21 protein-coding genes and 4 pseudogenes are annotated in these 23,555 nt (G+C 69.7%); 15 read left to right on the top strand and 10 right to left on the bottom strand.

Features of this window, described 5'->3' with window-relative positions; genetic code table 11:
* Positions 1–189: 189 nt before the first annotated feature.
* The 4 genes and pseudogenes from aac(6') to LNW71_RS36500 form a co-directional block, all read right to left on the bottom strand.
* Positions 190–663, bottom strand: coding sequence for an aminoglycoside 6'-N-acetyltransferase (gene aac(6') / locus LNW71_RS16060; RefSeq protein ID WP_250968852.1), 474 nt, complete (start codon positions 661–663; stop codon positions 190–192).
* 85 nt (positions 664–748) lie between these two features.
* On the bottom strand, positions 749–1,348 hold the full coding sequence (locus LNW71_RS16055; protein ID WP_250968851.1) for a hypothetical protein: 600 nt from the start codon (positions 1,346–1,348) through the stop codon (positions 749–751).
* A 462-nt stretch (positions 1,349–1,810) separates the two neighbouring features.
* Complete coding sequence (locus LNW71_RS16050) at positions 1,811–2,209, bottom strand: hypothetical protein (protein WP_250968850.1); 399 nt, start codon at positions 2,207–2,209, stop codon at positions 1,811–1,813.
* Between the two features lie 208 nt (positions 2,210–2,417).
* A pseudogene (locus LNW71_RS36500) lies at positions 2,418–2,480 on the bottom strand (hypothetical protein); the annotation flags it as partial.
* Positions 2,481–2,713: 233 nt separating this feature from the next.
* Here LNW71_RS36500 and LNW71_RS16040 point away from each other — a divergent pair.
* Genes LNW71_RS16040 through LNW71_RS16030 form a run of 3 tightly spaced genes read left to right on the top strand, consistent with a single transcriptional unit; the run spans position 2,714 to position 4,988 of the window.
* Positions 2,714–3,655, top strand: coding sequence for a hypothetical protein (locus LNW71_RS16040; protein ID WP_250968849.1), 942 nt, complete (start codon positions 2,714–2,716; stop codon positions 3,653–3,655).
* Complete coding sequence (locus LNW71_RS16035) at positions 3,652–4,527, top strand: PP2C family protein-serine/threonine phosphatase (protein WP_250968848.1); 876 nt, start codon at positions 3,652–3,654, stop codon at positions 4,525–4,527. The genes LNW71_RS16040 and LNW71_RS16035 overlap by 4 nt, the downstream gene beginning before the upstream one ends.
* The gene (locus LNW71_RS16030; RefSeq protein ID WP_250968847.1) at positions 4,524–4,988 is read left to right on the top strand and encodes a response regulator; all 465 of its coding nucleotides are present in this window, start codon (positions 4,524–4,526) and stop codon (positions 4,986–4,988) included. Before LNW71_RS16035 ends, LNW71_RS16030 begins: the two co-directional genes overlap by 4 nt.
* Before the next feature lie 149 nt (positions 4,989–5,137).
* Here the strand turns inward: LNW71_RS16030 and LNW71_RS16025 are convergent, their stop codons facing one another.
* Together LNW71_RS16025 and LNW71_RS16020 are read right to left on the bottom strand one after the other, a co-directional pair.
* Positions 5,138–7,420, bottom strand: a complete 2,283-nt coding sequence (locus LNW71_RS16025) for an ATP-binding protein (RefSeq protein WP_250968846.1) — start codon at positions 7,418–7,420, stop codon at positions 5,138–5,140.
* A gap of 249 nt (positions 7,421–7,669) precedes the next feature.
* The gene (locus LNW71_RS16020) at positions 7,670–8,008 is read right to left on the bottom strand and encodes a MerR family transcriptional regulator (RefSeq protein WP_250968845.1); all 339 of its coding nucleotides are present in this window, start codon (positions 8,006–8,008) and stop codon (positions 7,670–7,672) included.
* 829 nt (positions 8,009–8,837) lie between these two features.
* Here LNW71_RS16020 and LNW71_RS16015 point away from each other — a divergent pair.
* Positions 8,838–9,230: an ATP-binding protein gene (locus LNW71_RS16015; RefSeq protein ID WP_250968844.1), complete on the top strand. Its 393-nt coding sequence runs from the start codon at positions 8,838–8,840 to the stop codon at positions 9,228–9,230.
* A gap of 119 nt (positions 9,231–9,349) precedes the next feature.
* Here LNW71_RS16015 and LNW71_RS16010 read toward each other — a convergent pair.
* Positions 9,350–10,104: pseudogene (locus LNW71_RS16010) on the bottom strand (helix-turn-helix domain-containing protein).
* Between the two features lie 222 nt (positions 10,105–10,326).
* On the opposite strand from LNW71_RS16010, the pseudogene LNW71_RS16005 reads away from it, so the two are divergent.
* The 4 genes and pseudogenes from LNW71_RS16005 (at position 10,327) to LNW71_RS15990 (ending at position 13,816) form a co-directional block, all read left to right on the top strand.
* A pseudogene (locus LNW71_RS16005) lies at positions 10,327–10,997 on the top strand (DUF4097 family beta strand repeat-containing protein).
* Between the two features lie 12 nt (positions 10,998–11,009).
* The gene (locus tag LNW71_RS16000) at positions 11,010–11,990 is read left to right on the top strand and encodes an ATP-binding cassette domain-containing protein (protein WP_250968843.1); all 981 of its coding nucleotides are present in this window, start codon (positions 11,010–11,012) and stop codon (positions 11,988–11,990) included.
* Entirely contained in the window at positions 11,987–12,772 is a 786-nt protein-coding gene (locus LNW71_RS15995; RefSeq protein WP_250968842.1) for an ABC transporter permease, read from the top strand. Before LNW71_RS16000 ends, LNW71_RS15995 begins: the two co-directional genes overlap by 4 nt.
* Positions 12,773–13,057: 285 nt before the next feature.
* The gene (locus tag LNW71_RS15990; RefSeq protein WP_250968841.1) at positions 13,058–13,816 is read left to right on the top strand and encodes a DUF1838 family protein; all 759 of its coding nucleotides are present in this window, start codon (positions 13,058–13,060) and stop codon (positions 13,814–13,816) included.
* 135 nt (positions 13,817–13,951) lie between these two features.
* Here the strand turns inward: LNW71_RS15990 and LNW71_RS15985 are convergent.
* The 3 genes and pseudogenes from LNW71_RS15985 to LNW71_RS15975 all read right to left on the bottom strand — a co-directional run bounded on the left by LNW71_RS15985 (position 13,952) and on the right by LNW71_RS15975 (position 17,758).
* A pseudogene (locus LNW71_RS15985) lies at positions 13,952–15,072 on the bottom strand (acyltransferase family protein).
* Between the two features lie 383 nt (positions 15,073–15,455).
* On the bottom strand, positions 15,456–16,589 hold the full coding sequence (locus LNW71_RS15980) for a hypothetical protein (protein ID WP_250968840.1): 1,134 nt from the start codon (positions 16,587–16,589) through the stop codon (positions 15,456–15,458).
* Complete coding sequence (locus LNW71_RS15975; protein WP_250968839.1) at positions 16,502–17,758, bottom strand: hypothetical protein; 1,257 nt, start codon at positions 17,756–17,758, stop codon at positions 16,502–16,504. Before LNW71_RS15975 ends, LNW71_RS15980 begins: the two co-directional genes overlap by 88 nt.
* 200 nt (positions 17,759–17,958) lie before the next feature.
* On the opposite strand from LNW71_RS15975, the gene LNW71_RS15970 reads away from it, so the two are divergent.
* The 7 genes from LNW71_RS15970 (at position 17,959) to LNW71_RS15945 (ending at position 23,552) form a co-directional block, all read left to right on the top strand.
* Positions 17,959–18,528 (top strand): hypothetical protein, encoded by a 570-nt coding sequence (locus LNW71_RS15970; RefSeq protein WP_250968838.1) that lies wholly within the window; start codon positions 17,959–17,961, stop codon positions 18,526–18,528.
* 144 nt (positions 18,529–18,672) lie between these two features.
* Positions 18,673–19,506, top strand: a complete 834-nt coding sequence (locus tag LNW71_RS15965; protein ID WP_250968837.1) for a metallophosphoesterase — start codon at positions 18,673–18,675, stop codon at positions 19,504–19,506.
* Between the two features lie 45 nt (positions 19,507–19,551).
* The gene (locus LNW71_RS15960; RefSeq protein ID WP_250968836.1) at positions 19,552–20,226 is read left to right on the top strand and encodes a 4'-phosphopantetheinyl transferase superfamily protein; all 675 of its coding nucleotides are present in this window, start codon (positions 19,552–19,554) and stop codon (positions 20,224–20,226) included.
* A gap of 228 nt (positions 20,227–20,454) precedes the next feature.
* Positions 20,455–21,573 carry an NADH:flavin oxidoreductase gene (locus tag LNW71_RS15955; protein WP_250968835.1) on the top strand — a complete coding sequence of 373 codons (1,119 nt, stop codon included), beginning with the start codon at positions 20,455–20,457 and terminating at the stop codon, positions 21,571–21,573.
* A gap of 90 nt (positions 21,574–21,663) precedes the next feature.
* On the top strand, positions 21,664–21,798 hold the full coding sequence (locus LNW71_RS36150; RefSeq protein WP_285802133.1) for a hypothetical protein: 135 nt from the start codon (positions 21,664–21,666) through the stop codon (positions 21,796–21,798).
* A 96-nt stretch (positions 21,799–21,894) separates the two neighbouring features.
* Positions 21,895–23,217: an ammonium transporter gene (locus tag LNW71_RS15950; protein WP_250968834.1), complete on the top strand. Its 1,323-nt coding sequence runs from the start codon at positions 21,895–21,897 to the stop codon at positions 23,215–23,217.
* Positions 23,214–23,552 carry a P-II family nitrogen regulator gene (locus LNW71_RS15945; protein ID WP_250968833.1) on the top strand — a complete coding sequence of 113 codons (339 nt, stop codon included), beginning with the start codon at positions 23,214–23,216 and terminating at the stop codon, positions 23,550–23,552. Before LNW71_RS15950 ends, LNW71_RS15945 begins: the two co-directional genes overlap by 4 nt.
* Positions 23,553–23,555: the final 3 nt, after the last annotated feature.

The raw sequence follows: 23,555 nt of genomic DNA, 5'->3' as shown, positions 1-23,555 counted from the left end.
CCCGATGCCGTGCACCCATGAAGACATACGAACGCCCGCACAAGATCCCCTGTTACCAAGCGCGGACGAATTCGCTGGGGACCGGCGACAAACGCAGGAGGGCCGGGACAGTGGAGGGGTCAGCGGGCAATGGGCAGTGCCCTGCCCTGCCTGGCAGGGCAGGGCTGGAAGCGCCTTCCGCGGCTGACGTCAGATCAGTTCTTCCGCCAGCAGATCCATGAGCAGGCCGTCCTGCCAGAGTCCTGTCCGGCGGTCCCGGCCGTACGCTCGCATGATCCCCACAGGCCTGAACCCGACCTTGCGGTAGCTGCGGATCGCCGCCGCGTTGGCCGCGGCCGGATCAATGACCAGCCGGTGATGTCCGCGCTCCTGGATCAGCCATCGGGCCAGTGTGCGCACAGCGTCGGTGCCGAGCCCTTTTCCCTGATGCCGCGCCGCCAGGAAGACGTCGATTCCGGCGTGCCGGAATTCCGGATCGGTCTCCTCGTGGAACTGGATCGCTCCGACGACCTCCCACTCGACCACGACGGCGAGCATGCCCTCGTAGTCCTCCGGAGGCGACCACCACGCGGCGACTTCCGGCTCCCGGACGATCCCGTCGAGAACCCCGGCGTCGCCGCGTGTCGCAGACCGCAGCACGACCTTGTCCCCGCGTAGCTTCATGCCCTGCATTATTGCCGGGCAGTGCAGGCACCCTCAGGGACAGGACGCGGCTCGATGGCCGACAACGTCGCGATCCGCTATCAGGTCAGATCGTCGGGGTGTCGTCGACGATCTCCTTGTGCGGTTCGACGATGAACCTCCAGCCGTCACTGGGTTCCAGGAACCGCACTCGGGTCGGGTAGATGTCCAGGGCGCGACGGTCGCGGTTCTGGCTGTTCGTGTTCTTCCGTCCCCGGGCCGGCTCCTCGTACAGGTCGACCTTGACGTCCGGCACCGCGACGGTTTCCTCACTCCACCGCTGAACGATCCCCGCACCGAATGCGTCCCGCGCGGCGGCGTAAAGCGATTGCAGGGATTCCATGCTTCCGTCGGGCACGAAGAGGGCGAGGTTCAGGAGAACTCCGGCGCTCCGCAGGACCTCGATCTCTTCTCCCGCTTTGTCGGCAATCCAGATTCCACGCTCTTCGGCATTGTCCGGGAGCACATGAATTTCATCACCGAAGATCGTCTTCGCCCTGAAGGACTTCCCCTCGAAATTCTCACCCGGCTCCGTGAGGAAGGCCGGGGCGAAGCAGTCGAGAGGAAGGCCACTCATCTCCGCCGAGACGAAAATGCCGTCCTGGAGGCCCAGTTCCGAAGCCTCTCCGGCCGTAAGACGTCGAGCCGTAACCTTCTCGGTATTCACGCCATTCCCCTTTTTTTGCGGCGTCCTGTAAATTCATTAGGACTATACCACGAAAATGAACAGCCAGTTCCTTTATTGCACGCCTCCGCGCTCGCCAACACGGTCGACCCGCAGAGATAAATTTCGCTGCCAGAACAGCGGGAAAGCCTTTCCCACTGCAACAAAAGAAAGCCCCTGGATAAAAGGGACTGCCGCACGAGGGGCGGCTCATCGGTTTGATCGCCTTTTCGGGAGAAAGTCAGCCACAGGCGAAATACGAGCAGCCCTGGCCGGATGAAACGGCAACCCGGCAACCCGTGACCGGCGACCCGACGAGCCGGTGCGGCGGGCCACGACGGGTTCTCATGGGAAGAGCCCCCGACCGGCTTGGGCGCCTTGGTGTCGGAGGCTCTTTCCAGGCTCCCCACGACGTACCGCTCCGGTTCGGAGCAGGACGGGCGGACAGCAGCTGGGTCGCGCGGACTATTTCAGTGCGTGCGCCGCGGCCTGGGCGAGGGTGCTCGCCGCCTCGGAACGCTCCGCCTTGGTCGACTTCTTGTCAGCCAGCACCTTGGCGGCGGCCGTGAGGATCTTCTTGCCCGGCCTGCGCCGCGATGTGGCCGGAGACTGGGCCAGGGCACTGGCCGCGGCCCTCTTCTCGGACTTGGACCGCTTCTTGGCCCGTACGGTCTTGCCCGCGGCGGAGGCCGCTGCGGACTTGGTCGTCTTCGCGTCGGCCGTGCCCGCCTTGCCGCCGGAGGTCTGCGACAGTGCGCTCGCAGCGGCCGTCCTGCTGCTCTTCGACTTGCCACCCTTGGCGGCCCGGCCTGCCGCCGAGGCGGACTTCGGGTGCGTGGTACCGGATGCCTTCGTCTTCGCCATGGCGCTCTCCATGCTCGTCCGTCGGTTCTGTCGTGCCACTCGGGTACCCGAACTTCCCTGTATGGAACGGCTGGGGACCGGATTGCCGGGTGCGTGATCGTCCGGCTGCCCTGTTGACGGAGGAACGGCGTGCCCCGTCCTTGGCCGTCGCGAGTGCCGAGACGTGCCAGGTCCCCTGGTCCGTCTCGGCGACCTCCTCCTTCGTGGCCGTCAGCCGGTACGTGCACCGGGAGGTCTCGTCCGAGCGGCTCCGGCAGGTGGCGTTCTCCACGCTGAGCGCCTGGGTGCGAGCGGCCGCTTCGTACCGGCTGTGGCGTCCTCGTACCGGCTACGCCTTCCTCGTACCGGCCACCGCGTGTGCCGGACCCTCCCGGGCCTCCTGGCGTGCGGGACCCGGTGATCAGCCTCCCGCTTCTCCTGCGTAGCCGGCCCTCGCCGGGACCGCGCCTGGAGGCGCTCAGCCGCAGGGTGGCATAGCGTTTCCCGTGACGGGCCGGGGCCGACATGGTGATACGGGACGGCGGATCAGCGGTGGAGCAGCACGAGGGCAGAGCTTCCCGTCAGGCGGATGACGGATGGTGGTCCGGCCGTCTGCACGAGCTCTGGCATGTCGCCGAGACCGCGCAGGACGTGACGGGGCTGGCCGACTCCCTCTACGACATGCTGCTCCGGATGCCCGGTGTGCTGGCCGTGGTGGGTGCCCGCTGGAGCGGCGGGTTGCTGCACTACCTGCGGAGCGTCACCCTCGCGGAACCGGCGCAAGCACTCATGGAGCTCGAACAGACCTTCGATGAAGCCGACGGGCCCGGCGTGGCCGGGGCTCCGGACGGCGAGCCGACCGTCGTCGTTCGCGACGTGTCGGAGCTCGACGGTGCCATGCCGCAGGTCCAGGTGCTGGCGGCAGCCGGCGCGCGGAGCGTGGCGGAGTGCGCGGTGCCGCTGGGAGGGGGCGACTGGGCGTCGTTCATGGTCGGCACCGCCGACAGGGACGCGATCGACGCGACGCTGCGGACCCGGCTGAAGCAGGTGGCCGAGGTCGCCATGGTCTCCGACAGGCGCATCGTGGCGCGGCGCGACGACGAGGTGCGCCGGGTGAGTGACGCCTTCCTGGCGGAGGCGTCGTTGCAGATGGATTCGAGCCTTGACGTGGAAAGCACCGTGCGGCGGGTGGCTCGCACGGCCGTTCCCGCCATCGCCGAGGGGTGCGTCCTGCATCTGTGCCTTCCCGAGGGGCTGACGCCCGTGTCCTTCGCGCACATGGACGCCGGTGAACAGCAGTGGCTCGGCAGGATCGCGGCCGAGGACGCCTGGCTGACGGGTGTGCTGAAGCGGGTGGTCGACGGCGGGCAGGCCCTCGTACTGAAGGGTGAGGAGCTGGAAGGGGGCCCTTCGGGCCCGCCTCGCCCTCGCCCGGGGCCGGCCGTGCCGTACGTGCGATCAGTGTGAACCCGCTCAAGGCCCGGGGCCGGGGCCTGGGCAGCCTGACGTTCTTCTACCACCGGGTGATCGGGGCGGAGGGCGCCTCGCGGTTCTTGGCGGATCTGGCGGACCGGGCCGCGTTGGCCATCGACAGCAGCACCCTGTACGAACAGCGGCGCCGACACGTGGTCTCCCTCCAGCGGCACCTGCTCCCGAGCGAACTGCCGCGGATCGCGGGCCTCACGCTGAGTTCCGCGTACGAGGTGGGTGACGTCTCGCTCGACGTGGGCGGTGACTTCTACGACGCCGTCCCGGCGGCTCAGGGCGGCGTGACCCTCCTCATCGGCGACGTCTGCGGCCGGGGGGCGGAGGCGGCGGCGTTCACGGGGCTTGCCCGCCACACCCTGCGCACCCTTCTCGAGGACGGCAGCACACCCGAGCACGCACTGGAGCGGCTGAATCAGGCACTGGTCAGGGAGGGCACGTCCCGCTTCGTGACAGCGCTGGTCGCGGTGCTGGTACCCGACGGCGAAGGATTCCGGCTGCGCTACTGGAGTGCCGGCCATCCGGCACCCCTGGTGCGGAGCGCCGATGGCACGGTGGAGGAACTCCCGGCCCATGGCGACCTGTTGGGTGTGCTGGAGGACATCGAGTACGGATCCGGATCGGTGCGCCTGGAGCCCGGGGACGCGCTGGTGATGTTCACCGACGGAGTGACCGAGGCGAGAGCGGCCGACGGGACGTTCTTCGAATCGCAACTGCGGGACGCGGTGGCGCGGACGGGCGCCGGTGACGCCCAGGGATTCGCCGAGCGGCTGACGGAGGCCGTGGTGGAGTTCCGGGGAGCCGGCGCCGACGACATCGCCGTTCTCGTCGCCCAGGCGGAGGTGACCGGATGAGCGGGGCTGCCGGGGAAAGGTGGATCGACCCCGACCTCGTCTGGGTGGTCGAGGATTCGCCGGAGGACTCCGAGGCCATTGCGCGGGCGCTCGGCCTCACCCATCCGGGTCTGACACTGGAATTCACCGACCGGGGAACGGGATTCGTCGAGCGGTTGCTGGCAGCCGCCCGCCGGCCGGGGCTCGTCCTCCTGGACCTGAAGCTGCCCGGTCCCGGCGGAGCCGAGGTGCTGCGGTCGATCCGCTCCCGGCCCGAACTGGACGGCGTGGCCGTGGTCGCCTTCACGTCGTCCACCGGGCCGGACGAGGTGGACACGACGTACGCGGCGGGCGCCGACAGTTACATCTACAAGCCGGTCAACTTCGAGCTCTTCCGCACGGTGCTGAAAGGGGCCGTCGACTACTGGCAGAAGAAGGCGAAGGGCAAGGACGAGGGCCCTGCGGCTCAGCCTCCGTCCTGACGAACAGCCTCCGTCCTGACGATCAGCCTCCCTCTTGACGAGCGGCCGCCTAGCCGCAGCTCAGCGGACTTCCCGCCGCGCTGCCACCTTCCTGCCGTTCAGCCGCCTTCACCCCGCTCAGTCCTGCCGTTCAGCCGCCTTCATCCTGCTCAGCCACCGTCCTGCCCCAGGGTGAAGAAGAAGGCGGTCCCGCGGCCTGGTTCGCTGTCGAGCCACAGCTCGCCGCCGTGGCGCTCGACGATCCGCTTGACGATCGCGAGTCCCACACCCGTGCCGCCCCCGCGCTCGTCCGGCCCGTGCAGTCTGCGGAACAGGTCGAAGACCTCGTGCTGCTGGTCGGCCGGGATACCGATGCCGTTGTCACGGACCACGACGGTCTGCTGTGGAGGCCCGCCTGCCGGTGGCCGGAGCGTGTCGACCAGGACCTCGACCGTGCGATCGCCCTGGTCCGCGGCGTACTTGGCCGCGTTCACCAGGAGGTTGACCAGCACTTCGTAGAGCCGGTTCTCGTCGGCGTACACCTCAGGCAGGTCGTGTCCGACGACCCGCACGCCGGCCTCGGCCAGCCGCTCGCCGGCCACGTCGAGCGCGGAATCCAGCACCCGTTCCAGCGGGACACGGGTGCGGTGCAGACCGCCCCGGCCCAGCCGGGCGAAGTGCAGCAGCGAGTCGAGCAGGTCGTCCATCCGGCCGGCCAGCCGCCGCATGGTGTGCAGTCGGCGGACGGTGGTCGCGTCCAGCTCCGCGGCGGCGTCCTCGATGACGAAGGTCGCGGCGTTGGAGATGCCGCGCAGCGGTTCCTTGAGGTCGTGAGCTGCCACATGCGCGAAGGAGTCGAGGTCGGAGTTGGTGATGCGCAGCTGTTCGTTCAGCGCGGCGAGTTCCGCCTCGTGCCGGAGTACGAGTCCTGTCAGCGTGCGCCAGAGTTCCTGCGCGGCGGCACGGTCGGCCGGCGTCCAGGGCAGGCACTGTCCGTGTACGACCGCGCGGAACACGGCCTCTGAGCCGCGCGGGGTGAGCCGTTCGCCCCGCGGCCCGACCCGGACGGGCCTGGACGGGTCGGTGGCCCATTTGCGGGTGGTCGGACGGGCCTTGCGGAACCAGGCGAGGAAGTCACCCGAACGGCTCAACGTCACCATCAGCACGCCCGCCGGACCGTCCTCCCTCACGTCCTCGGGGCAGTCCGGCTCCTCGGAGAGGCGGTCCGTGCTCCAGACCGTGCCGGGCGCCGGCCCTTCCGCACGTGCCTGGAGGGTCTCCAGCAGCGCGGGGGAAAGCCGCATCCCGCTGAGGGTGCTGCGGCCACCGCGGCAGAGCGCCGCGCCATCGGCGTCCAGCAGGGTCCGCACGGCGTCGTCACCTGCCAGGAGCGAGTCCTCCAGGTCCGACGTGACCCGGGAGATGATCCGGTCGAGGCGCTCACGGGATGCGTGGAGCGCCTCGGTCTGCTCCCGCTCCTCGATGACGGCGAGCTGGAGGGAGAAGGCCACGCCGAAGAACTCACACGCCGCCCGCAGTTCCGGGGGAACGGTGACGGCGGAGTAGCCGTGACAGGCGATCAGCCCCCAGAGCTCGCCCTCCCGGAGGACGCTCACGGACATCGACGACTTCACCCCGATGTTCCGCAGGTACTCCAGATGGAAGCCGGACACCGTGCGCAGCACGGAGTTCGACAGGTCGAGCGGCAGGTCCGAACCGGCTCGGAGCGCAGGGTGCAGGCCCACGCCGACGTCGTCCACGTCGGCGATCGCCCGGATCCAGTTGTCGCGGTAGAGCCGCCTCGCCTGGGACGGGATGTCGCTGGCGGGGAACCAGAGTCCCAGCCAGGGCTCACGGCCCTCGGTGAGTTCCTCCGCGACCACCTCTCCCGGTCCGTTCTCCCCGTCGAAGCGGTAGGCGACCACCCGGTCGAAGCCGGTCAGCGCCCGGATCTCCCGGGCGGCCGCCTGGCAGCATTCGGCCGCTGTCGTCGAGGACCGCAGCCGCGTCAGGGCTCGCCGGACCCCCTGGTAGAAGTGGGCGAAGCGCGGCGCCTCGACGGCGCGCGGCTCACACTCCAGGACCAGCAGGGGCCCCTGCCGGTGCACGGTCACGTCGAACATCCGGGGAGTGCCCGCCACATCGACGGAGACGGGGAGAACCAGGCTCGCCGCCTCGTGCTGAGCGCCGAAATCGAGCGCCTCGGCCCAGTGCCCGGGGGACAGCACCCGCGTGACGGGCCCTCCGACCAACTCCTCCGCAGCGATCCCCAGCAGGCGGTCCGTGTTCAGAGCAGCGCTGTCGACGGTGCCGGTATCGGCCTCCACCGCGAGCAGGGTTCCGTGGGACTGGATCATCCCCAGCCGGTGGATGGGCTCCTGGTCGCATGCGCTGAGGTCGAAGCCGATGGCCGCCGCCGCTTCGGCCTCCCGCTGCGGGTCCGGCAGGGACATCTCTTCTCCCACGTACCGAGTTCTCGATCCGGTCCGGTCGGACGCCCGGCTCGCGCGATCCTTCCACGGCACCCTGCGGCGGAGGGGCTGCCACGGGCGCGTGTCGCCCCTTCGGGCGGCGCGGGTCCGGCACCTTCTGGCGGCGGTACGGGTCCGGCAGCCTCCCGGCCGGGCCTGCCGGTGCGATCCGCTCCCCACCAAAAAAGCCCCCGGCCGACTGCCGGGGGCTTCTTCGCTGTCCGAGGCTCTTCATCCCGCGGGCGGTGAGTCCGCCGTCTCGGTGCCGCGGCGGTATTCGGCGTTGATGCGCTGGGCCTCTTCGAGCTGGTCTTCGAGGATGACGATGCGGCAGGCGGCCTCGATGGGGGTGCCTTGATCGACGAGTTCCCGGGCGCGGGCGGCGATGCGCAGCTGGTAGCGGGAGTAGCGGCGGTGGCCGCCCGCGGAGCGGAGCGGGGTGATGAGGCGGGCTTCGCCGATGGCGCGGAGGAAGCCCTGGGTGGTGCCGAGCATCTCGGCGGCCCGGCCCATGGTGTAGGCGGGATAGTCGTCGTCATCGAGACGGCCGAACGAGTCGTCTGCTGTCACTTGCACCTCTCTACGGAACGCGTGGAGGGCCCTGGTGCCATTGGCACCAGGGCCCCGAAGGAACTGCTACACCATCTGCCAGCCTCGGAACTGCGCCGGCCTTCTGTTTCCGCAGACCCGACCTGAACTCTGCCGGGGACGCGGGGATCGCGATTGCTTGACCGGAGACCACCTCACTATCGATGTCCTGCGGTACCCGGGCCCATCGATTTCCGCCCGGGCGATCCTGATGGCGCTCAAGTCCTCCGTTCTTTCCCTCTGGACGAACTACTTGCTGAACGGGAACTGCGTACTACTGGTACTGCGAACTGCTGGTACGACGAACTGCTCACGGCGGCCCCTGATCACTGCGGGCCACCCGGTCCGGTCGTCAGTCCCGTCGCCATCCAGCAACTACCCCGGCTTCGGAACTCCACCACCGCACCGTCCTGCGAACTGCAACCGCATGTACCGCTGCCTGGCAGTTCATCATCTGCCGGGCCTTGCTTGATCTCGGCTACGAGAGAAACCATAACCACCGCACCACTCAATGTCTACTACCGCCGCCATAGATTTCCGTGCGCTAGACGGAGAGATAGTCGGCATCGATCGCCGAGGGGGCGCGGACGGGCCGCTCCGGTCGAGGACACCTGCTCCGACCTGCACCGTTACGCCCGCCTCGATGCCGGCTCGACGCCCGGGAGCAGCGCAGCCACCCTGTCGGCCGCATGGATGATCGGCCCGGCACACGCCGCGTCCGGGGCTTTCGTACGGTTTACCGGCCCCAGGCCGGGCAGGAGCACGTGGCTGACAGAACCGGGCAATACGATCCAGAGACCGGGGTGACCTGATGAACACCATGAGCGTCAACGTCGCAACCGTCCGCTCCGCAGCATCCGTAGCCGGCGCACGTGAGAGTGCCCGGAATTTCCTCGCAGGGCTCGGGCAGCCCCAGATCGCCGCCGACGCCGCCGAGACCGTGATCCTGGTGGTCTCGGAGCTCGTCACCAACGCCCTGCGCCACGGCGGTGGCATCTGCACCCTCGACCTGACCGCGAATTCGGACAGCATCGAGGTGGCCGTGCACGACGGCAGCTCCCAGGCCCCGTACATGCGCACCCCCGACCTGAGCGACGGCACCGGCGGCTTCGGCTGGCACATGGTCAGCAGCCTCGCCCGCACCACGGCGGTGACCCAGCGGCCGGCCGGCGGCAAGACCGTGTGCGCCCTCCTCAACCGGTAACGCCGAGGCGCCGGCCGCCGTACCGAGGCACGCCGACCGGCAGGGCCGGGGCCCCGACGCAGTGGCCGACCGGAACCCGGTGGCGAACGCTCCCCTGACCCGGAGATCCGGACGTGTGCTCAGGCGGTGCCGCCCGAGGCCGTGGTGCTGTCCGAGGGCGTTTCGGTTTTCGCGTAGAGGACATCGCGGGCCTGCTCCGCGGCGCGGGTGATGCTCTCGTTGACGAAGTCGAGGAAGCGGGCGATGTTCTCCAGGCGGGCGGCGGCCGGGGTGTCCGGGCCGAGGATGCCGACGCCCTGACGTGCGGTCTCGACGAGTTGGACGGTGGCCCGGGCGCTGGCCATCATCGACTGGTACCAGACGTCGTCGTCGATGATGTAACGCTCACGGCGGCGCTCGTCGCGCTCCCGGCGGACGAGACCCTGACTCTCGAGGAACGCGACGGCTTTGGAGATGGACGCCGGGCTGACCTGGAGGCGCTGGACCAGTTCGGACGCGGTGAGGCTGCCCGCGTCGGTGGTGTAGAGGGAGACCAGCACCCGGGACATCATCTTGTTGGACAGACCCGATTGCATGAGGACGGTGGTGAACTCCTCCTCGTACTCGCGCACGGCCTCGGCGTCGCGCCCGTGGGGCTGCGGCGGAGCCTCCACCCCTTGGGCGCAGCCTGCCTGCGGCGGTGGGCGCGCTGCTCGGTGGCCCGGTTGGCGAGGTCGGCACGGTAGGCGGTCGGACCGCCGTTGCGCATCACCTCGCGCGTGATCGTCGAGGTGGGGCGGTCGAGGCTCCTGGCGATCTCCGCGTAGGCGAGGCCGTCGGCCAGTCCCACCGCGATCTGCTGGCGTTCCTGCGGGGTGAGTCTGCCTCCCGGCATCACGGCCTCCTTCATGGTCCCTGGTGCCGCCAGCATAGCGTTCACCTTCATTCCATTGCAACGACGACGTGCGCGTCGTTGCATTAGGGTTCAAAACCATTGCAACGAAATCCCGGTCTTGACCTGCAATTACTGGGTTGTTGCGCAACAAGACCGTTGCCTGATCTTTGAATGCAACGTAGCTTTTCCTTCATCGGAAACAACGAGTCGAAGGAAAAGACCATGCAGAAGTTCGACACCCCCACCCCGTCTCCGCAGTCCTGGACATCCCGGCCGGACGCATCCGCCTCATCGCCGCCGACCGGGCCGACACCACGGTCGAGGTCCTGCCGGCGGACCGCTCCAAGAGCCGCGACGTGAAGGCCGCGGAGCAGATCGAGGTCGCCTACAGCGACGGCACCCTGCACATCGCGGCCCCCGCGGCGAAGAACCGGCTCCTCGGCAACTCCGGATCCGTCGAGGTCACCATCCAGCTCCCCACCGGCTCCCGTGTCGAGGCGAAGGCTGCCCTTGCCGAGTTCCGGGGCGTCGGACGGCTCGGCGACGTCGCCTTCGAGGGCGCGCAGGGCACGGTCAAGCTCGACGAGACGGACGGCGCCCGCCTCACCCTCCAGGCCGGTGACGTCTCGGTCGGCCGCCTGGGCGGCCCCGCGGAGATCAGCACCCAGAAGGGCGACATCCGCATCACCGAGGCCGTGCGCGGCACGGTCAACCTGAGCACCCAGTCCGGCGAGATCTCGGTCGGCGCCGCCCGCGGGGTCTCCGCGTCCCTGGACGCCGGCTCCGGCTACGGCCGGATCAACAACTCGCTCCAGAACACCGAAGGCGCCACCGCCGCCCTGAACATCCACGCCACCACCGCCCACGGCGACATCACCGCCCGCAGCCTCTGAGGAGCACCCATCATGACCAGCTCGGCCATCTCGGCAAACGAACTGCACAAGTCCTACGGCGACAAGGTCGTCCTTGACGGCATCGACCTGAACGTCCCCGAGGGAACGGTCTTCGCGCTGCTCGGTCCGAACGGCGCCGGCAAGACCACCGCCGTCAAAATCCTCTCCACACTCATCACCGCCGACGCCGGCTCCGGAAAGATCCACGTCGGCGGCCACGACCTCGCCACGGACCCACAGGCCGTACGGGCCGCGATCGGCGTCACCGGACAGTTCTCCGCCGTCGACGGACTGATCACCGGCGAGGAGAACATGCTCCTCATGGCCGACCTCCACCACCTCACCCGCAGCGAAGGCCGCCGCATCGCCGCCGAGCTGCTGGAACGCTTCGACCTCACCGACGCCGCGAAGAAACCCGCCTCCACCTACTCCGGCGGCATGAAGCGCCGCCTCGACATCGCCATGACCCTCGTCGGCAACCCCAGAATCATCTTCCTCGACGAACCCACCACCGGTCTCGACCCCCGCTCCCGCCACAACATGTGGAAGATCATCCGCGAACTCGTCGCCACCGGCGTCACCGTCCTCCTCACCACCCAGTACCTCGAAGAAGCCGACCAACTCGCCGACCGCATCGCCGTACTCAACAACGGCAAGATCGCCGCAGAAGGCACCGCCGACGAACTCAAGCGCATCGTCCCCGGCGGACACGTACGACTCCGCTTCACCGACCCCACCGCCTACCGCAACGCCGCCGACACCCTCACCGACGCCACCCGCGACGACGAAGCACTCTCACTGCAAATCCTCAGCGACGGCAGCCAGCGCGAACTGCGCATCCTCCTCGCCCAGTTGGACACAGCAGGCATCGAGGCCGACGAACTCACCGTCCACACACCCGACCTCGACGACGTGTTCTTCGCCCTGACCAGCAACGACCCGCAGCCCAGCCTGCCCAGCCAGGCCGGCCAGTCCAAGGAGACAGCCCGATGAGCACCTTCTCCCTCGCCGTCCGCGACTCCTCCACGATGCTGCGTCGCAACCTGCTCCACGCCCGGCGCTACCCCTCGCTCACCCTGAACCTGCTGCTCACCCCGGTCATGCTGCTGCTGCTCTTCGTCTACATCTTCGGCGACACGATGAGCGCGGGCATCGGCGGCACGGACCGCTCCGACTACATCGCCTACATCGTCCCGGGGATCCTGCTGATGACCATCGGCAGCACCGTCGTCGGCACCGCGGTATCGGTCTCCAACGACATGACCGAGGGCATCATCGCCCGCTTCCGCACCATGGCCATCCACCGCGGTTCCGTGCTCGTCGGCCACGTCATCGGCAGCGTCCTCCAGGCCGTCGCCAGCGTCGTCCTGGTCGGGGCCGTGGGCGTGGCCATCGGCTTCCGCTCCGTCGACGCCACCGTCCTGGAGTGGCTCGCGGCATTCGGACTGCTCGTCCTCTTCGCCCTCGCACTCACCTGGATCGCCGTCGGGATGGGCCTCATCAGCCCCAACGCCGAAGCCGCGGGCAACAACGCGATGCCGCTGATCCTGCTGCCCCTGCTGTCCAGCGCCTTCACCCCGGTCGAGTCCATGCCCGGCTGGTTCCAGCCCGTCGCCGAGTACCAGCCCTTCACCCCCGCCATCGAAACCCTGCGCGGCCTGCTCCTCGGCACCGAGATCGGCAACAACGGATGGCTCGCCATCGCCTGGTGCCTCGCCCTCACCGTCCTCGGATACTTCTGGTCGACCGCCAAGTTCAACAACGACCCGAAGTAACCGGCATGACCACGCGGGCCACCACCCGCAACCCGTCCCACCCCAGGGCGGCGCACCCCGGCACCGCCGGAGTGCGCCGCCGCGTTCATGTACGGGCCAACCTCCCCGGACCGGCGCGAGCACGGCCGGCGCGAGCACGGCCGGCGCGAGCACGGCCGGCGCGAGCACGGCCGGCGGGGCCGCCCCCGACTCCCGCCACGCACACTGCACGACTGAGGCCCTGGTTCCCGCCCGGTCCGGACGTTCCCTTCCCGGCCGAGGTGGACGTCGCGCAGAGTGGTCCGTATGACGACACCAGCTGAGCCGCTCCGCTCCTTCGCCCGCACCCGGGCCTCGCTGGACGGCGAGGAGGTCACGTACTGGTGGTCCGGAGACGTGTACTCCTGGACCCCCGACGAGCCCTACCGACGCGTCTTCGGCTTCGAAGGGCTCAACGTCGCCCGCCTGGTCCAGGACGTGGAGGCCGGCCCGGACGCCTATCAACTGCTCACCCGTGAGGCCGCCTTCTACCTGGACCCCGTCACCCGCGAGATCCTGGACACCTGGCAGGACCTGCCGGTGGTGCACGTCTGGAACGACCCGGCGAACCAGAAGTGGCGCCCCTTCCCGATCCCGACGACCGAACTCGGCGGCCAGGTCTGCTTCAGCCTGGAGATCCCGCTGTCCTACCCCTCGCCGCTGCCGGTGGCCCAGTACCCCGTCCACTCGGCCGGCGACACCTACAAGGCCCTGGAGCTCTTCCAGTTCTTCGCCGATCGCGCCGACCTGGCCGGCCCGGCCCCCGGCGTCCCGGCCACGATGTCGTGGACCCGGATGTCCCCGTGGCTCCCGTGGATGGCCCGCGGCCAGGCGCCGGGTGGCCTCACCTTCCACTGCCGGGGCCGGAAGCTGGGCTCGTACGCCGAGGTCCCCGAGCGCACTCGTACCTACATCGCCGAGCACCAGCCGGAGTTCGCGCATGCGCCGGAGAAGTGGAGCGAGCCGAACGAGACCAGCTGGACGTACTTCCGCAGGCTCAACCCGCCGGAGCAGCCGCCGGAGTGAGCGTCCCGGCACCCGGCGGACCCGAGTGGGGAGGGGTGGGGCCCTGTACGAGGCGATCCCATCCGGCTGACCCGGTCCGACACGATCCCGTCCGACGGGTTCGGCCGGACGGGATCGTGTCGTTGCTCCAGTCGCTCACACGGACCGCTGCCGCTTCCCCTCGCCGACGGCCGTCGTGGGCTTGAAGGCCCATTCCAGCTTCGGCTCCATCGCGAACCGGAACATCCGCTGCACCGGTGGTGTGCAGAGCACCGTGATCACCGAGGCTGCCAGCAAGGTCGCCGCGACCTCGCCGAGCGGGGTGTGCAGCCACTGTGCGTCGTACCAGTCCCAGAAGCGGGAGCCCTTGGCGACGAAGCCGTGCAGGAGGTAGCCGTACAGGGTGCCCGCGCCGAGGGCCGTGAACCACAGCTTGCGGCCCGGGACCCAGGAGAAGAAGCAGGCGACCAGGACCACCGAGCAGCCGAACATGGCGAGCGTCATGACGGCGCCGGTCCAGCCCGGTGCCCCGAGCTCCTGGGCGCTGTCCCGGCGGTAGAACCAGGCGGCGCTCACATGGGGGGCGACCCAGTACGCGAACGCCAGCGTGGCCGCGAGGACCGGTATCGCCAGCAGGCGGGCCTTCCGGCGGCGTACGAGCCGGAAGTGCTCGGGTGTGAGGACCAGTCCGAGCACGAAGAACGGCAGGAACTGCAGGACGCGCTGCAGGTCGAGGTCGTCACCGATGTCGGGCGAGACGGAGGCCAGCATCGCGATCACCAGGGCCAGCGGCAGCGGCCACCGGACGTACTTCCACATCGGGGTGGTCAGCCGCCAGATGAACAGCGCGATCAGGAACCAGGTCAGGTACCAGGGTCCTGCAGACTGATCGGGTAGCCCGGGTCGTCGTCGGCGACCCACTTGAACACGGTGTACGCGATCTCGAAGATCACGTAGGGCACGGCCACGCCCGTGATCAGGCGCCTGATCCGGTTCGGACTCGCGTCGAAGCTGCGCGAGAAGAAGCCGGAGATCACGATGAACGCCGGCATGTGGAACGCGTAGACGGCCATGTAGAGGGCGGCCGCGGCCCTGCTGTCACCGCGCAGCGGCTCCCACGCGTGTCCCATCGCGACCAGGACGATCGCCAGGTACTTGGCGTTGTCGAAGAACGCGTCCCGCATCTTGCCGCCGCCGGCGCCCGCGGGTGCCGACGGCCTGCGCGGGGCGGGCCGGGGCGGCTGCGGATCCGGCAGGACCGCACGCGGGGCAGGCAGCACCGCAGCTGCCCGGTACTGGGACGTCTGCCGTGCTTCACCCACGGATTTCACCCCATCCGGCAGTGGAACCTACCTGCACCATTGCTCGTCTTACGGGGGTTGCGGGTGTGGCGTGGCTGCGGGACATTCCCCGCACCGTAGTCACTGACCCCGTGCCCCGTAAACCCGTACCGATGCGGGCTGCGTCCGGTCCACACAGGCCGGACGCAGTCCGGACACAGGCCGTGCACAGGTGGCACAGAGGGGGGGTCCCCCGGAACGGGAGACCCCCCTCTGCCCTTCGTGCGGGTGTGCTTCCGGTCAGCCTGCGGCGTTCCGGCGTCGCCTCCACCGGACGAGACCCGCACCGGCGGCCACCGCGGCGGCGGCGATACCGGTGATCAGGCCGACCGGCAGGTCGTTGCCGGTGTGGGCGAGGTCTCCGTCCGGGTCCGGCCTGTTGCCGCCGGTCCCGCCCGGCTCGGGGTGGTCGGTGTGGGTCGGGTCGGGCTCACCCGGGGCGCTGGGCGTCGGGTCGGGCTTGCCCGGGTCGGTCGGGGTCGGGGTGGGGTCGGCGTCCCGCCACCGTTTCCGGTCTGCCCCGCACCGTTGCCGCCCAGGTAGGAGGTGTCGGTGTCCCGGGCGGAGGTCTCCGCGCGGACGGACGTCCTGGTCGTGGCGGGCAGGCGTGGGTGTTCGGCCTTGAAGCGGGTCTCGGTGATGTTCCGCTTCGGGGACTTGGAGAAGTCGATGCCGCCGACACCCTGGTTGTAGACCTTGCCGCCGTAGCGGAGTTCGAACCACTCGGCGCCTTCGCGGTAGGACTTCATGTACCGCTGCCAGGTCTCGTTCTTGGACCAGTTCTGGTTCGGGGCGCGCAGCTTCCACCGGTCGATGTCGTTGCTGTTGATGATCTTGCGGAAGTCGGTCGGCTTCTTGGCGTCCTGCTGACGGATCCACTCCGCGGCGACCCGGGAGGCGTAGACGCGGCGCAGGTCGGCGTAGGTGGCCGTGGTGTTGACGCGCTTCTCGACCTCGGGCATCACGTTGGCGCGCAGCAGTGTCTCGCTGGTGCGCTTCTCGGCATCGGTGAGCTTGCAGATGCGGGCGCCGGGGTTCTCGTAGTCGACGTCCATCCACTCGGTGGACACCTTCAGCGGTGCGTCGAGGATGTAGATGCCGCCGTCCTGCTCGCGGACCTTGGCGGGCTCGGGTTCGATCCACAGGCGGACCATCGGGAAGCAGGGCAGTCCGTCACGCCGCGGGGCGGTGTCCCAGAACGTGCGGGCCCCGGCGTGCTTGTCGGGGTTGATCGCGTTGGCGAAGTCCTTCTTCATCGCCAGGTCGGATTCGAGGAGAACCCGCCCGGCATCGGTCTTCGCGAACGTCGAGTCCATGATCTTGTCGGGCTGGTCCGGGTTGAGGTTGACCCAGAACTTGTCCGGCGTCAGCGCGAGCCACGCGAACATGGCGTCGGAGGCCAGCTCGAGCTTGGCCTGGCCGCCGTAGCCGGGGTTCTCGTCCTCGTCCGCCATGTAGTCGGCCTTGACGGAGTAGTCCAGGCCCTTGCCCTTGACCGGATTGCCGACGTACTGGAGCTGGAGGGTGGAGAAGTCGATGCCGCCCGGGCCGCGGCCGAGGCCGCTGCGGGTGTTGGCCTGCTGGTACTGGCGCTGGAGCGCCTTGGCGTCCGCGGGCGTTTTGCCGGACTCGAACGCGGCGTCGTTGAGGGGCCCCGGGAGCCCTTCGCCGGGTCGGGGTTCATGACCTGGTAGGACTTGGAGTACTTGGTGGTCGGGTAGACGCCCTTGCCGGTCGCGCGCCGCTCGTAGATGCGGACCGGGTTGGCCGCGGTGCTCCGCTCGCCCTGCAGGGCCCTGTTCAGGGCGCCGTACTGGTTCGTCGTCCCCTTGGTGGCCCTGTCCCCGGCGTACATGACGAGCTTGTTCTTCGTGAAGTCGAACTTGGCGTCCCTGTGCCGCATGACGATCTTGTCGGCACCGAGCTGGTTCGAGCGGTACTTGCCGTTGGACTTGAACTCGCCGAACTCGTTCCGCTTCTGGTTGTACGAGTCGTACTTGCGGCGCGTGACGAGCTTGCCGTCCTTGTCACGGATCTCGACGGTGACCTCGCACAGCCAGTCCGGGCCGACCATGTTGAAGTCGCGCACGGTCTTGCGCTCGAACTCGCCGCCCTTGTGGTTGTTGATCTCGTTGTTGATCAGGTAGCGCGACATCCATTTCCCGAACGCCAGGTTCGGGTTGCTCGCGGTGTCCTTGAACCGGCCGTAGCGGGCGTAGATCCCGTTCCGCATGTCGTCCGGGTTCTTCGATGCCGCGTACTTCTTGTCCCACGCGTCGATGTCGGCGTCGGTCCGGCCGGCCTTGTCGATCTGCTGGTCGGTCGGGGCGGCGAGGTTGTCGAACCCCTTGAAGAGGTTGTCGAAGAAGTACTGCTCGTCCGCACCCGGGAAGACTTCGTGATGACCGCTGCCGGGCGCGCCGGAGTTCGCCGGAGTACGCGGGTACGTCTTCTTGAGGTGGAGCTGATCGCATCGCTTCCCGGTGGTGATCTTCGCGACGTCGCCGGGTGCGGCCTGTGCCGGTGCGGCCGGGAGGCCGACCAGCATCATCCCCGCCGCGGAAACGATGGCGAGGCCCGAGGCCAGGCGTCGTTTCAGACGGGTTGATATCGGTGTGCTCACTGCATGTCCCTGGTGGGGGCTCATGGGACAGGATTGGCGGACGGAATGGGCCCCCGTGACATTCCTCCGTCCACCGGCAGTCAGCCTAGGGCCCCAAGTGCCGCCTGGTGCAACGCTTTGTTGACGGGGCATATGTCAACTCACGTCCCCGGAGAGGCATTTGAGTTCCGCTTCAGAACGGTTCGCTACGGTGGGGCGCTATGAACGACCACGCGGACCACGGCTCCGATCCGGCCCGGCACCCAGAGCTCCTGGCATGGCTGACCGAGCGGCAGACCGCCTTCGCCGACTGGGCCCGGGAAGCGGGCGGTGCGGACCGGTTCGACTTCGGCCGCTCCTCCCTCGACGTGCTGGACGCTCTGCTGCGGGAGTCCTTCGACACCGACGCGGAGATCGCCGCGCAGCGGCGCGGTCCGTTCGTCCAGGGCGCCGTCTGGTACCTCGGCGAAGTGATCTGCCGCGAGCGGGGGACCGTGTGGAAGTACGAGCCGGACACCACGGCCGACGGGGCGGCTGCCCCGCTGTTCGACCCCGCCGACCGGGCGGGCGTCCTCGACACCCCCTGCGTGAGCCTGCCGGCCGACGGCCCCGAACGCGGCCTGTATCCGCTGAACGTGCTGCGCCGCATGCTCATGGAGAAGGACGCGCTGGGCAATCCGATCGATGAGCATCTGGTGGACGCGCTCGAAGAGGGCTACCTCGACGACGAGTTCGACGAGGACGAGGCCGACGACGCGGACGGGGACGACGACGCGGACGGCCCGGGGTGACGATCCGGGTGACGGTCCGGTGTGGGATCTGAAACGCTGGGCCCGCGCGACGGGAGCCGTACATCGGCGCCGGGTCCCGCCGCCGCAGTTGTGTGAGCGCAAGGCCGAACACGCCGGTACGAACCTCTGCCTGGACAGGTGATCTTGAACCACGGGAACCTGCTCGCCATCAGTGATCTGCATGTCGCCTACGAACAGAACCGGAAGATCGTCGAGGAGCTGCGCCCCCGGACGGCCGAGGACTGGCTGCTGGTCGCCGGGGACCTCGGCGAACTGACCGAGGACATCGACTGGGCGCTGCGCACCCTCAGCCGCAATTTCGCCAAGGTCGTGTGGGCGCCGGGCAACCACGAGCTCTGGACCCCGCGCCAGGACACCAGCGGGCTGCGCGGCGTCGAGCGGTACCAGCACCTCGTCCGGCTCTGCCGCGAGCTGGGTGTCGTCACTCCGGAGGATCCGTACCCGGTCTGGGAGGGGCCCGAGGGACCCGTCGTCGTCGCTCCGCTCTTCCTGCTCTACGACTACACCTTCCGCACCTCCCCCCGGCTGTCCCGGGAGCAGGCTCTGGCCGAGGCGCACGAGAAGGGGGTCGTGTGCACCGACGAGTTCTTCCTCTTCCCCGACCCGTACGCCAGCCGCCAGGAGTGGTGCGAGCACCGGGTCCGGGAGACGGAGGCACGGCTGACCGCCCTGGACCCGGACCTGCCCCTCGTGCTGGTCAACCACTTCCCGCTGGTGCGGGAGCCCACCCAGATCCTGCGCTACCCGGAGTTCGCCCTGTGGTGCGGCACGGAACGCACGGCCGACTGGCACCTGCGCTTCCACGTCGAGGTCATGGTCTACGGGCATCTGCACATCCCCCGCACCACCTGGCACGACGGGGTGCGCTTCGAGGAGGTCTCGCTCGGCTACCCCCGCGAGTGGCAGCGCCCCGGGCACCCGCCCACGGTCCCGCCGCGCCGGATCCTGCCGCGGTAGCCGTCGGTCACGCACAAGCAGAGCTCAGCGGAAGGAGGCCCGCCCGTGCTGGAGCGGATACTGCCGTCCTGCGCGGCCGTCGTGGAGTCGCGCGTCGATCCGCCGGAGGCGGAGCTGTACCCGCAGGAGGCGGCCCTCGTCACCAGGGCGGTGGCCTCACGGCGCCGCGAGTTCACCACCGTCCGGCACTGCGCGCGGCTGGCGATGAGTGAGCTGGGCCTGCCCCCCGGCCCGGTGCTGCCCGGCCGGCACGGCGCCCCGCAGTGGCCCGGCCGGACCGTCGGAAGCCTCACGCACTGTGCCGGGTTCCGGGGCGCGGCACTGGCCCGTGACACGGACATCACGATGCTGGGCATCGACGCCGAACCGCACTCGCCCCTGCGCGCCGGGCTGCTGGACGCCATCGCGCTGCCGCGGGAGAAGCTGCGACTGGCGGACCACCGGGTCCGGCACCCGGAGGTCTGCTGGGACCGCCTGTTGTTCAGTGCGAAGGAGTCCGTCTACAAGGCCTGGAACCCCCGCACCGGCCAGCGGCTGGGGTTCGAGGACGCGGACATCGTCTTCGCGCCGGACACGATGACGTTCACGGCCAGGCTGCTCGTCCCGCGCCCCGCCGCTCCCGCCGGCACGCCCCCGTTGCCGGACCGGCTCGACGGGCGCTGGCTGGTCGGCGGGGGACTGGTTCTCACCGCCATCGCGGTGCCGGCGGCCACTGTCTGATGTCACGCCCGGCCCGGCGGCCCCGGCGGCGGCCGCTGGCTGGTCCACGCCCGGGCCGGCGGCCCCGGCGGCCCCGCACCGCCGGCCGCCAGGACCGGCGGCGCCGTGCCGCACGTGGCGCGGCGGACCGTGGAGACCTGTGCCACATCGGACCGGGAGCGGGATGCCGGAGCGGGGCTCGCATGTTGGCGACGGATGGACACTCTGAGCCTATGAACAGGACATGACGTGACAGACGTAACCGCCAGCCGCGCAGCGGACACCCTCTCGCGGCCGTTCGCGGTACGCGGGCTCACCTCGCGCAACCGGATCGCCATGGCGCCGATGACCAGGCAGTTCTCCCCGGACGGCGTGCCGGGCCAGGACGTGGCGGACTACTACGCGCGACGGGCCGCCGGCGACGTGGGGCTGATCATCACCGAGGGCACCTACATCGACCACGGGTCCGCCGGCACCAGCGACCGGGTGCCGCGGTTCCACGGCGAGGACGCGTTCGCCGGCTGGGCGAACGTCGCCGACTCCGTGCACCGGGCGGGCGGCGCGATCATCCCGCAGCTGTGGCACGTGGGCGTCACCCGCACCGAGGGCGCTCCGCCGGTGGCGGACGCCGAGCCGGTCGGCCCTTCCGGTGTGTCCCTGACGGGCGAGCCCAAGGGGCGCGCCATGACGCAGAAGGACCTCGACGATGTCATCGCCGCGTTCGCCGACGCGGCGGCCGCGGCCGAGCGTCTCGGCTTCGACGGCGTCGAACTGCACGGTGCACACGGCTACTTGATCGACCAGTTCCTGTGGTCCGGCAGCAACCGCCGTACGGATGCCTACGGCGGCGACATCGTCGCGCGCACCCGTTTCGCGGCCGAGATCGTGGCGGCCTGCCGCGCGGCCGTGTCCGACGCCTTCCCCCTCTTCTTCCGCATGTCCCAGTGGAAGATGGACGCCTACGAGGCGAAGCTCGCGCAGACGCCCGAGGAACTGGACACCCTGCTCACGCCGTTGGCCGAGGCCGGAGTCGATGTCTTCCACGCCTCCACCCGCCGCTACTGGCTGCCGGAGTTCGACGGCTCGGACCTGAACCTCGCCGGCTGGGTGAAGAAGATCATCGGCAGGCCGACGGTGACCGTCGGGTCGGTCGGCCTGGACGGTGACTTCTTCAGCGCCTTCCAGGGCAACAGCTCCGGCGTCACCGGCATCGACCAGCTGCTGGACCGGATGGAGCGCGACGAGTTCGACATGGTCGCCATCGGCCGTGCGCTGATCGCCGACCCCGAGTGGGCCGCGAAGACCCTGCACGGCCGCACCGGGGACATCGCCCCGTTCGGGGCGGAAATGCTGAAGACCCTGCACTGACGGGGCCGTCCGCGACCCGGCCTCCTCGGGCCGGGCCGGGCCGCGCTGGGCGGGGCGGGGCGGGGCGGGGCGCCCCGTTGCAGTACGGCCTTGCGCGCTACGGCCCGGCGTACGGCGGCCCGGCGCACCGCGGTGTCCGTTCCCGCCGTGCACCGGGCCGGGCTCGTCGATGTCCCGGAGCGCGTCGCGCGCACCGGTGAGATCTTCGCAACCCTCGCGCAATGAAATGTCGCGGAAACACACAGGTCCTCGTTACGAAACGCGCGCCGGTCACGCTCGCAGTCGCCCGAACCGCACGCCGCCCCGAGGAGGGACTCCCCCGTGACCCACGTGACCGTGGCCGCGGCAGGCCTCGACACAGGCGACACCGCCTGGCTGCTGGCCGCCACCGCACTCGTCCTGCTGATGACTCCCGGTCTGGCACTGTTCTACGGCGGCATGGTCCGTACGAAGAGCGTCCTCAACATGCTGATGATGAGCTTCGTGTCGATCGCGCTGGTCACGGTCGTCTGGCTGCTCGCGGGCTACTCGCTGGCCTTCGGCGACGACGCGTTCGGCGGGCTCGTCGGAGACCTGCACCACCTGGGCATGGCGGGCATCGGCCCCGGCACCCTCACCGGCAGCGTGCCGACCCTGCTGTTCACCACGTTCCAGCTGACCTTCGCCATCGTCACGGCGGCGCTGATCAGCGGCGCGATCGCGGACCGTACGAGGTTCGCGGCATGGCTGGCCTTCGTGCCGGTGTGGACGCTGCTCGTATACGCTCCTGTCGCCCACTGGGTGTGGGGCCCCGGCGGCTGGATCAAGGACTCACTGGGCGCGCTGGACTTCGCCGGCGGTCTGGTGGTGGAGATCGCGTCCGGCGCGTCCGGGCTGGCGCTCGCCCTGGTGGTGGGTCCGCGCATCGGGTTCAAGAAGGACGCGATGCGCCCGCACAACCTGCCCATGGTGATGCTCGGCGCCGGACTGCTCTGGTTCGGCTGGCTCGGCTTCAACGGCGGCTCGGCGCTCGGCGCCAACGGCATGGCCGCGGCCTCGGTCCTGAACACGCTCGTCGCCGGGTGCACCGGACTGCTCGGCTGGCTCTTCGTCGAGCAGAAGCGCGACGGGCACCCCACCACGTTCGGCGCGGCCTCGGGCGCCGTCGCCGGCCTGGTGGCGATCACCCCGGCGTGCGGCACGGTCGGCATAGTGGGCGGCGCCGCGGTCGGACTCACCGCGGGCGTCGTCTGCTCGTACGCGGTCGCGTGGAAGTTCCGGTTCGACTACGACGACTCGCTGGACGTGGTCGGCGTGCACTTCGTCGGCGGCATCGTCGGCACCCTGCTCATCGGCCTGTTCGCGACCGCCACGATGACCGGCGGCACGGACGGCCTGCTCTACGGGGGCGGGCTCGGCCAGCTCGGCAGGCAGGCCGTCGCCGTGCTCGCCGTGGCGGCGTACACGTTCCTCATGACGTACGGGATCGGCAAGGCGATCGACCGGCTGATGGGTCTGCGGGCCTCCGCGGAGGAGGAGCTCACGGGGCTGGACCAGACGCTGCACGCGGAGAGCGCCTACGATCACGGCGCCCTGGGTCATGGCGCGCCGCAGGCCGTGGTCCGCCCGTCGCCGCTCTCGAAGGACAGGAACTCCGCCTCATGAAGCTCATCACCGCGATCGTCAGACCGCACCGCCTCGACGAGGTGAAGACCGTGCTCCAGGAGCTCGGCGTGCACGGGCTGACCGTCACCGAGGCCAGCGGGTACGGCCGCCAGCGCGGCCACACCGAGGTGTACCGGGGCGCGGAGTACCGGGTCGATCTGGTGCCCAAGGTACGGATCGAGGTCGTCGTGGCCGACCCGGACGTGGAACCGGTCATCGAGGCGATGGTCCGCGCCGCCAGGACCGACAAGATAGGCGACGGCAAGGTGTGGGTGTCGCCCGTGGAGACGGTGGTGCGGGTGCGCACCGGCGAGCGGGGACCGGACGCGCTGTAGCGG

Source organism: Streptomyces sp. RKAG290, assembly GCF_023701695.1.
Lineage (GTDB): Bacteria > Actinomycetota > Actinomycetes > Streptomycetales > Streptomycetaceae > Streptomyces.
This window is presented reverse-complemented; position numbering and strand designations above follow the sequence as displayed.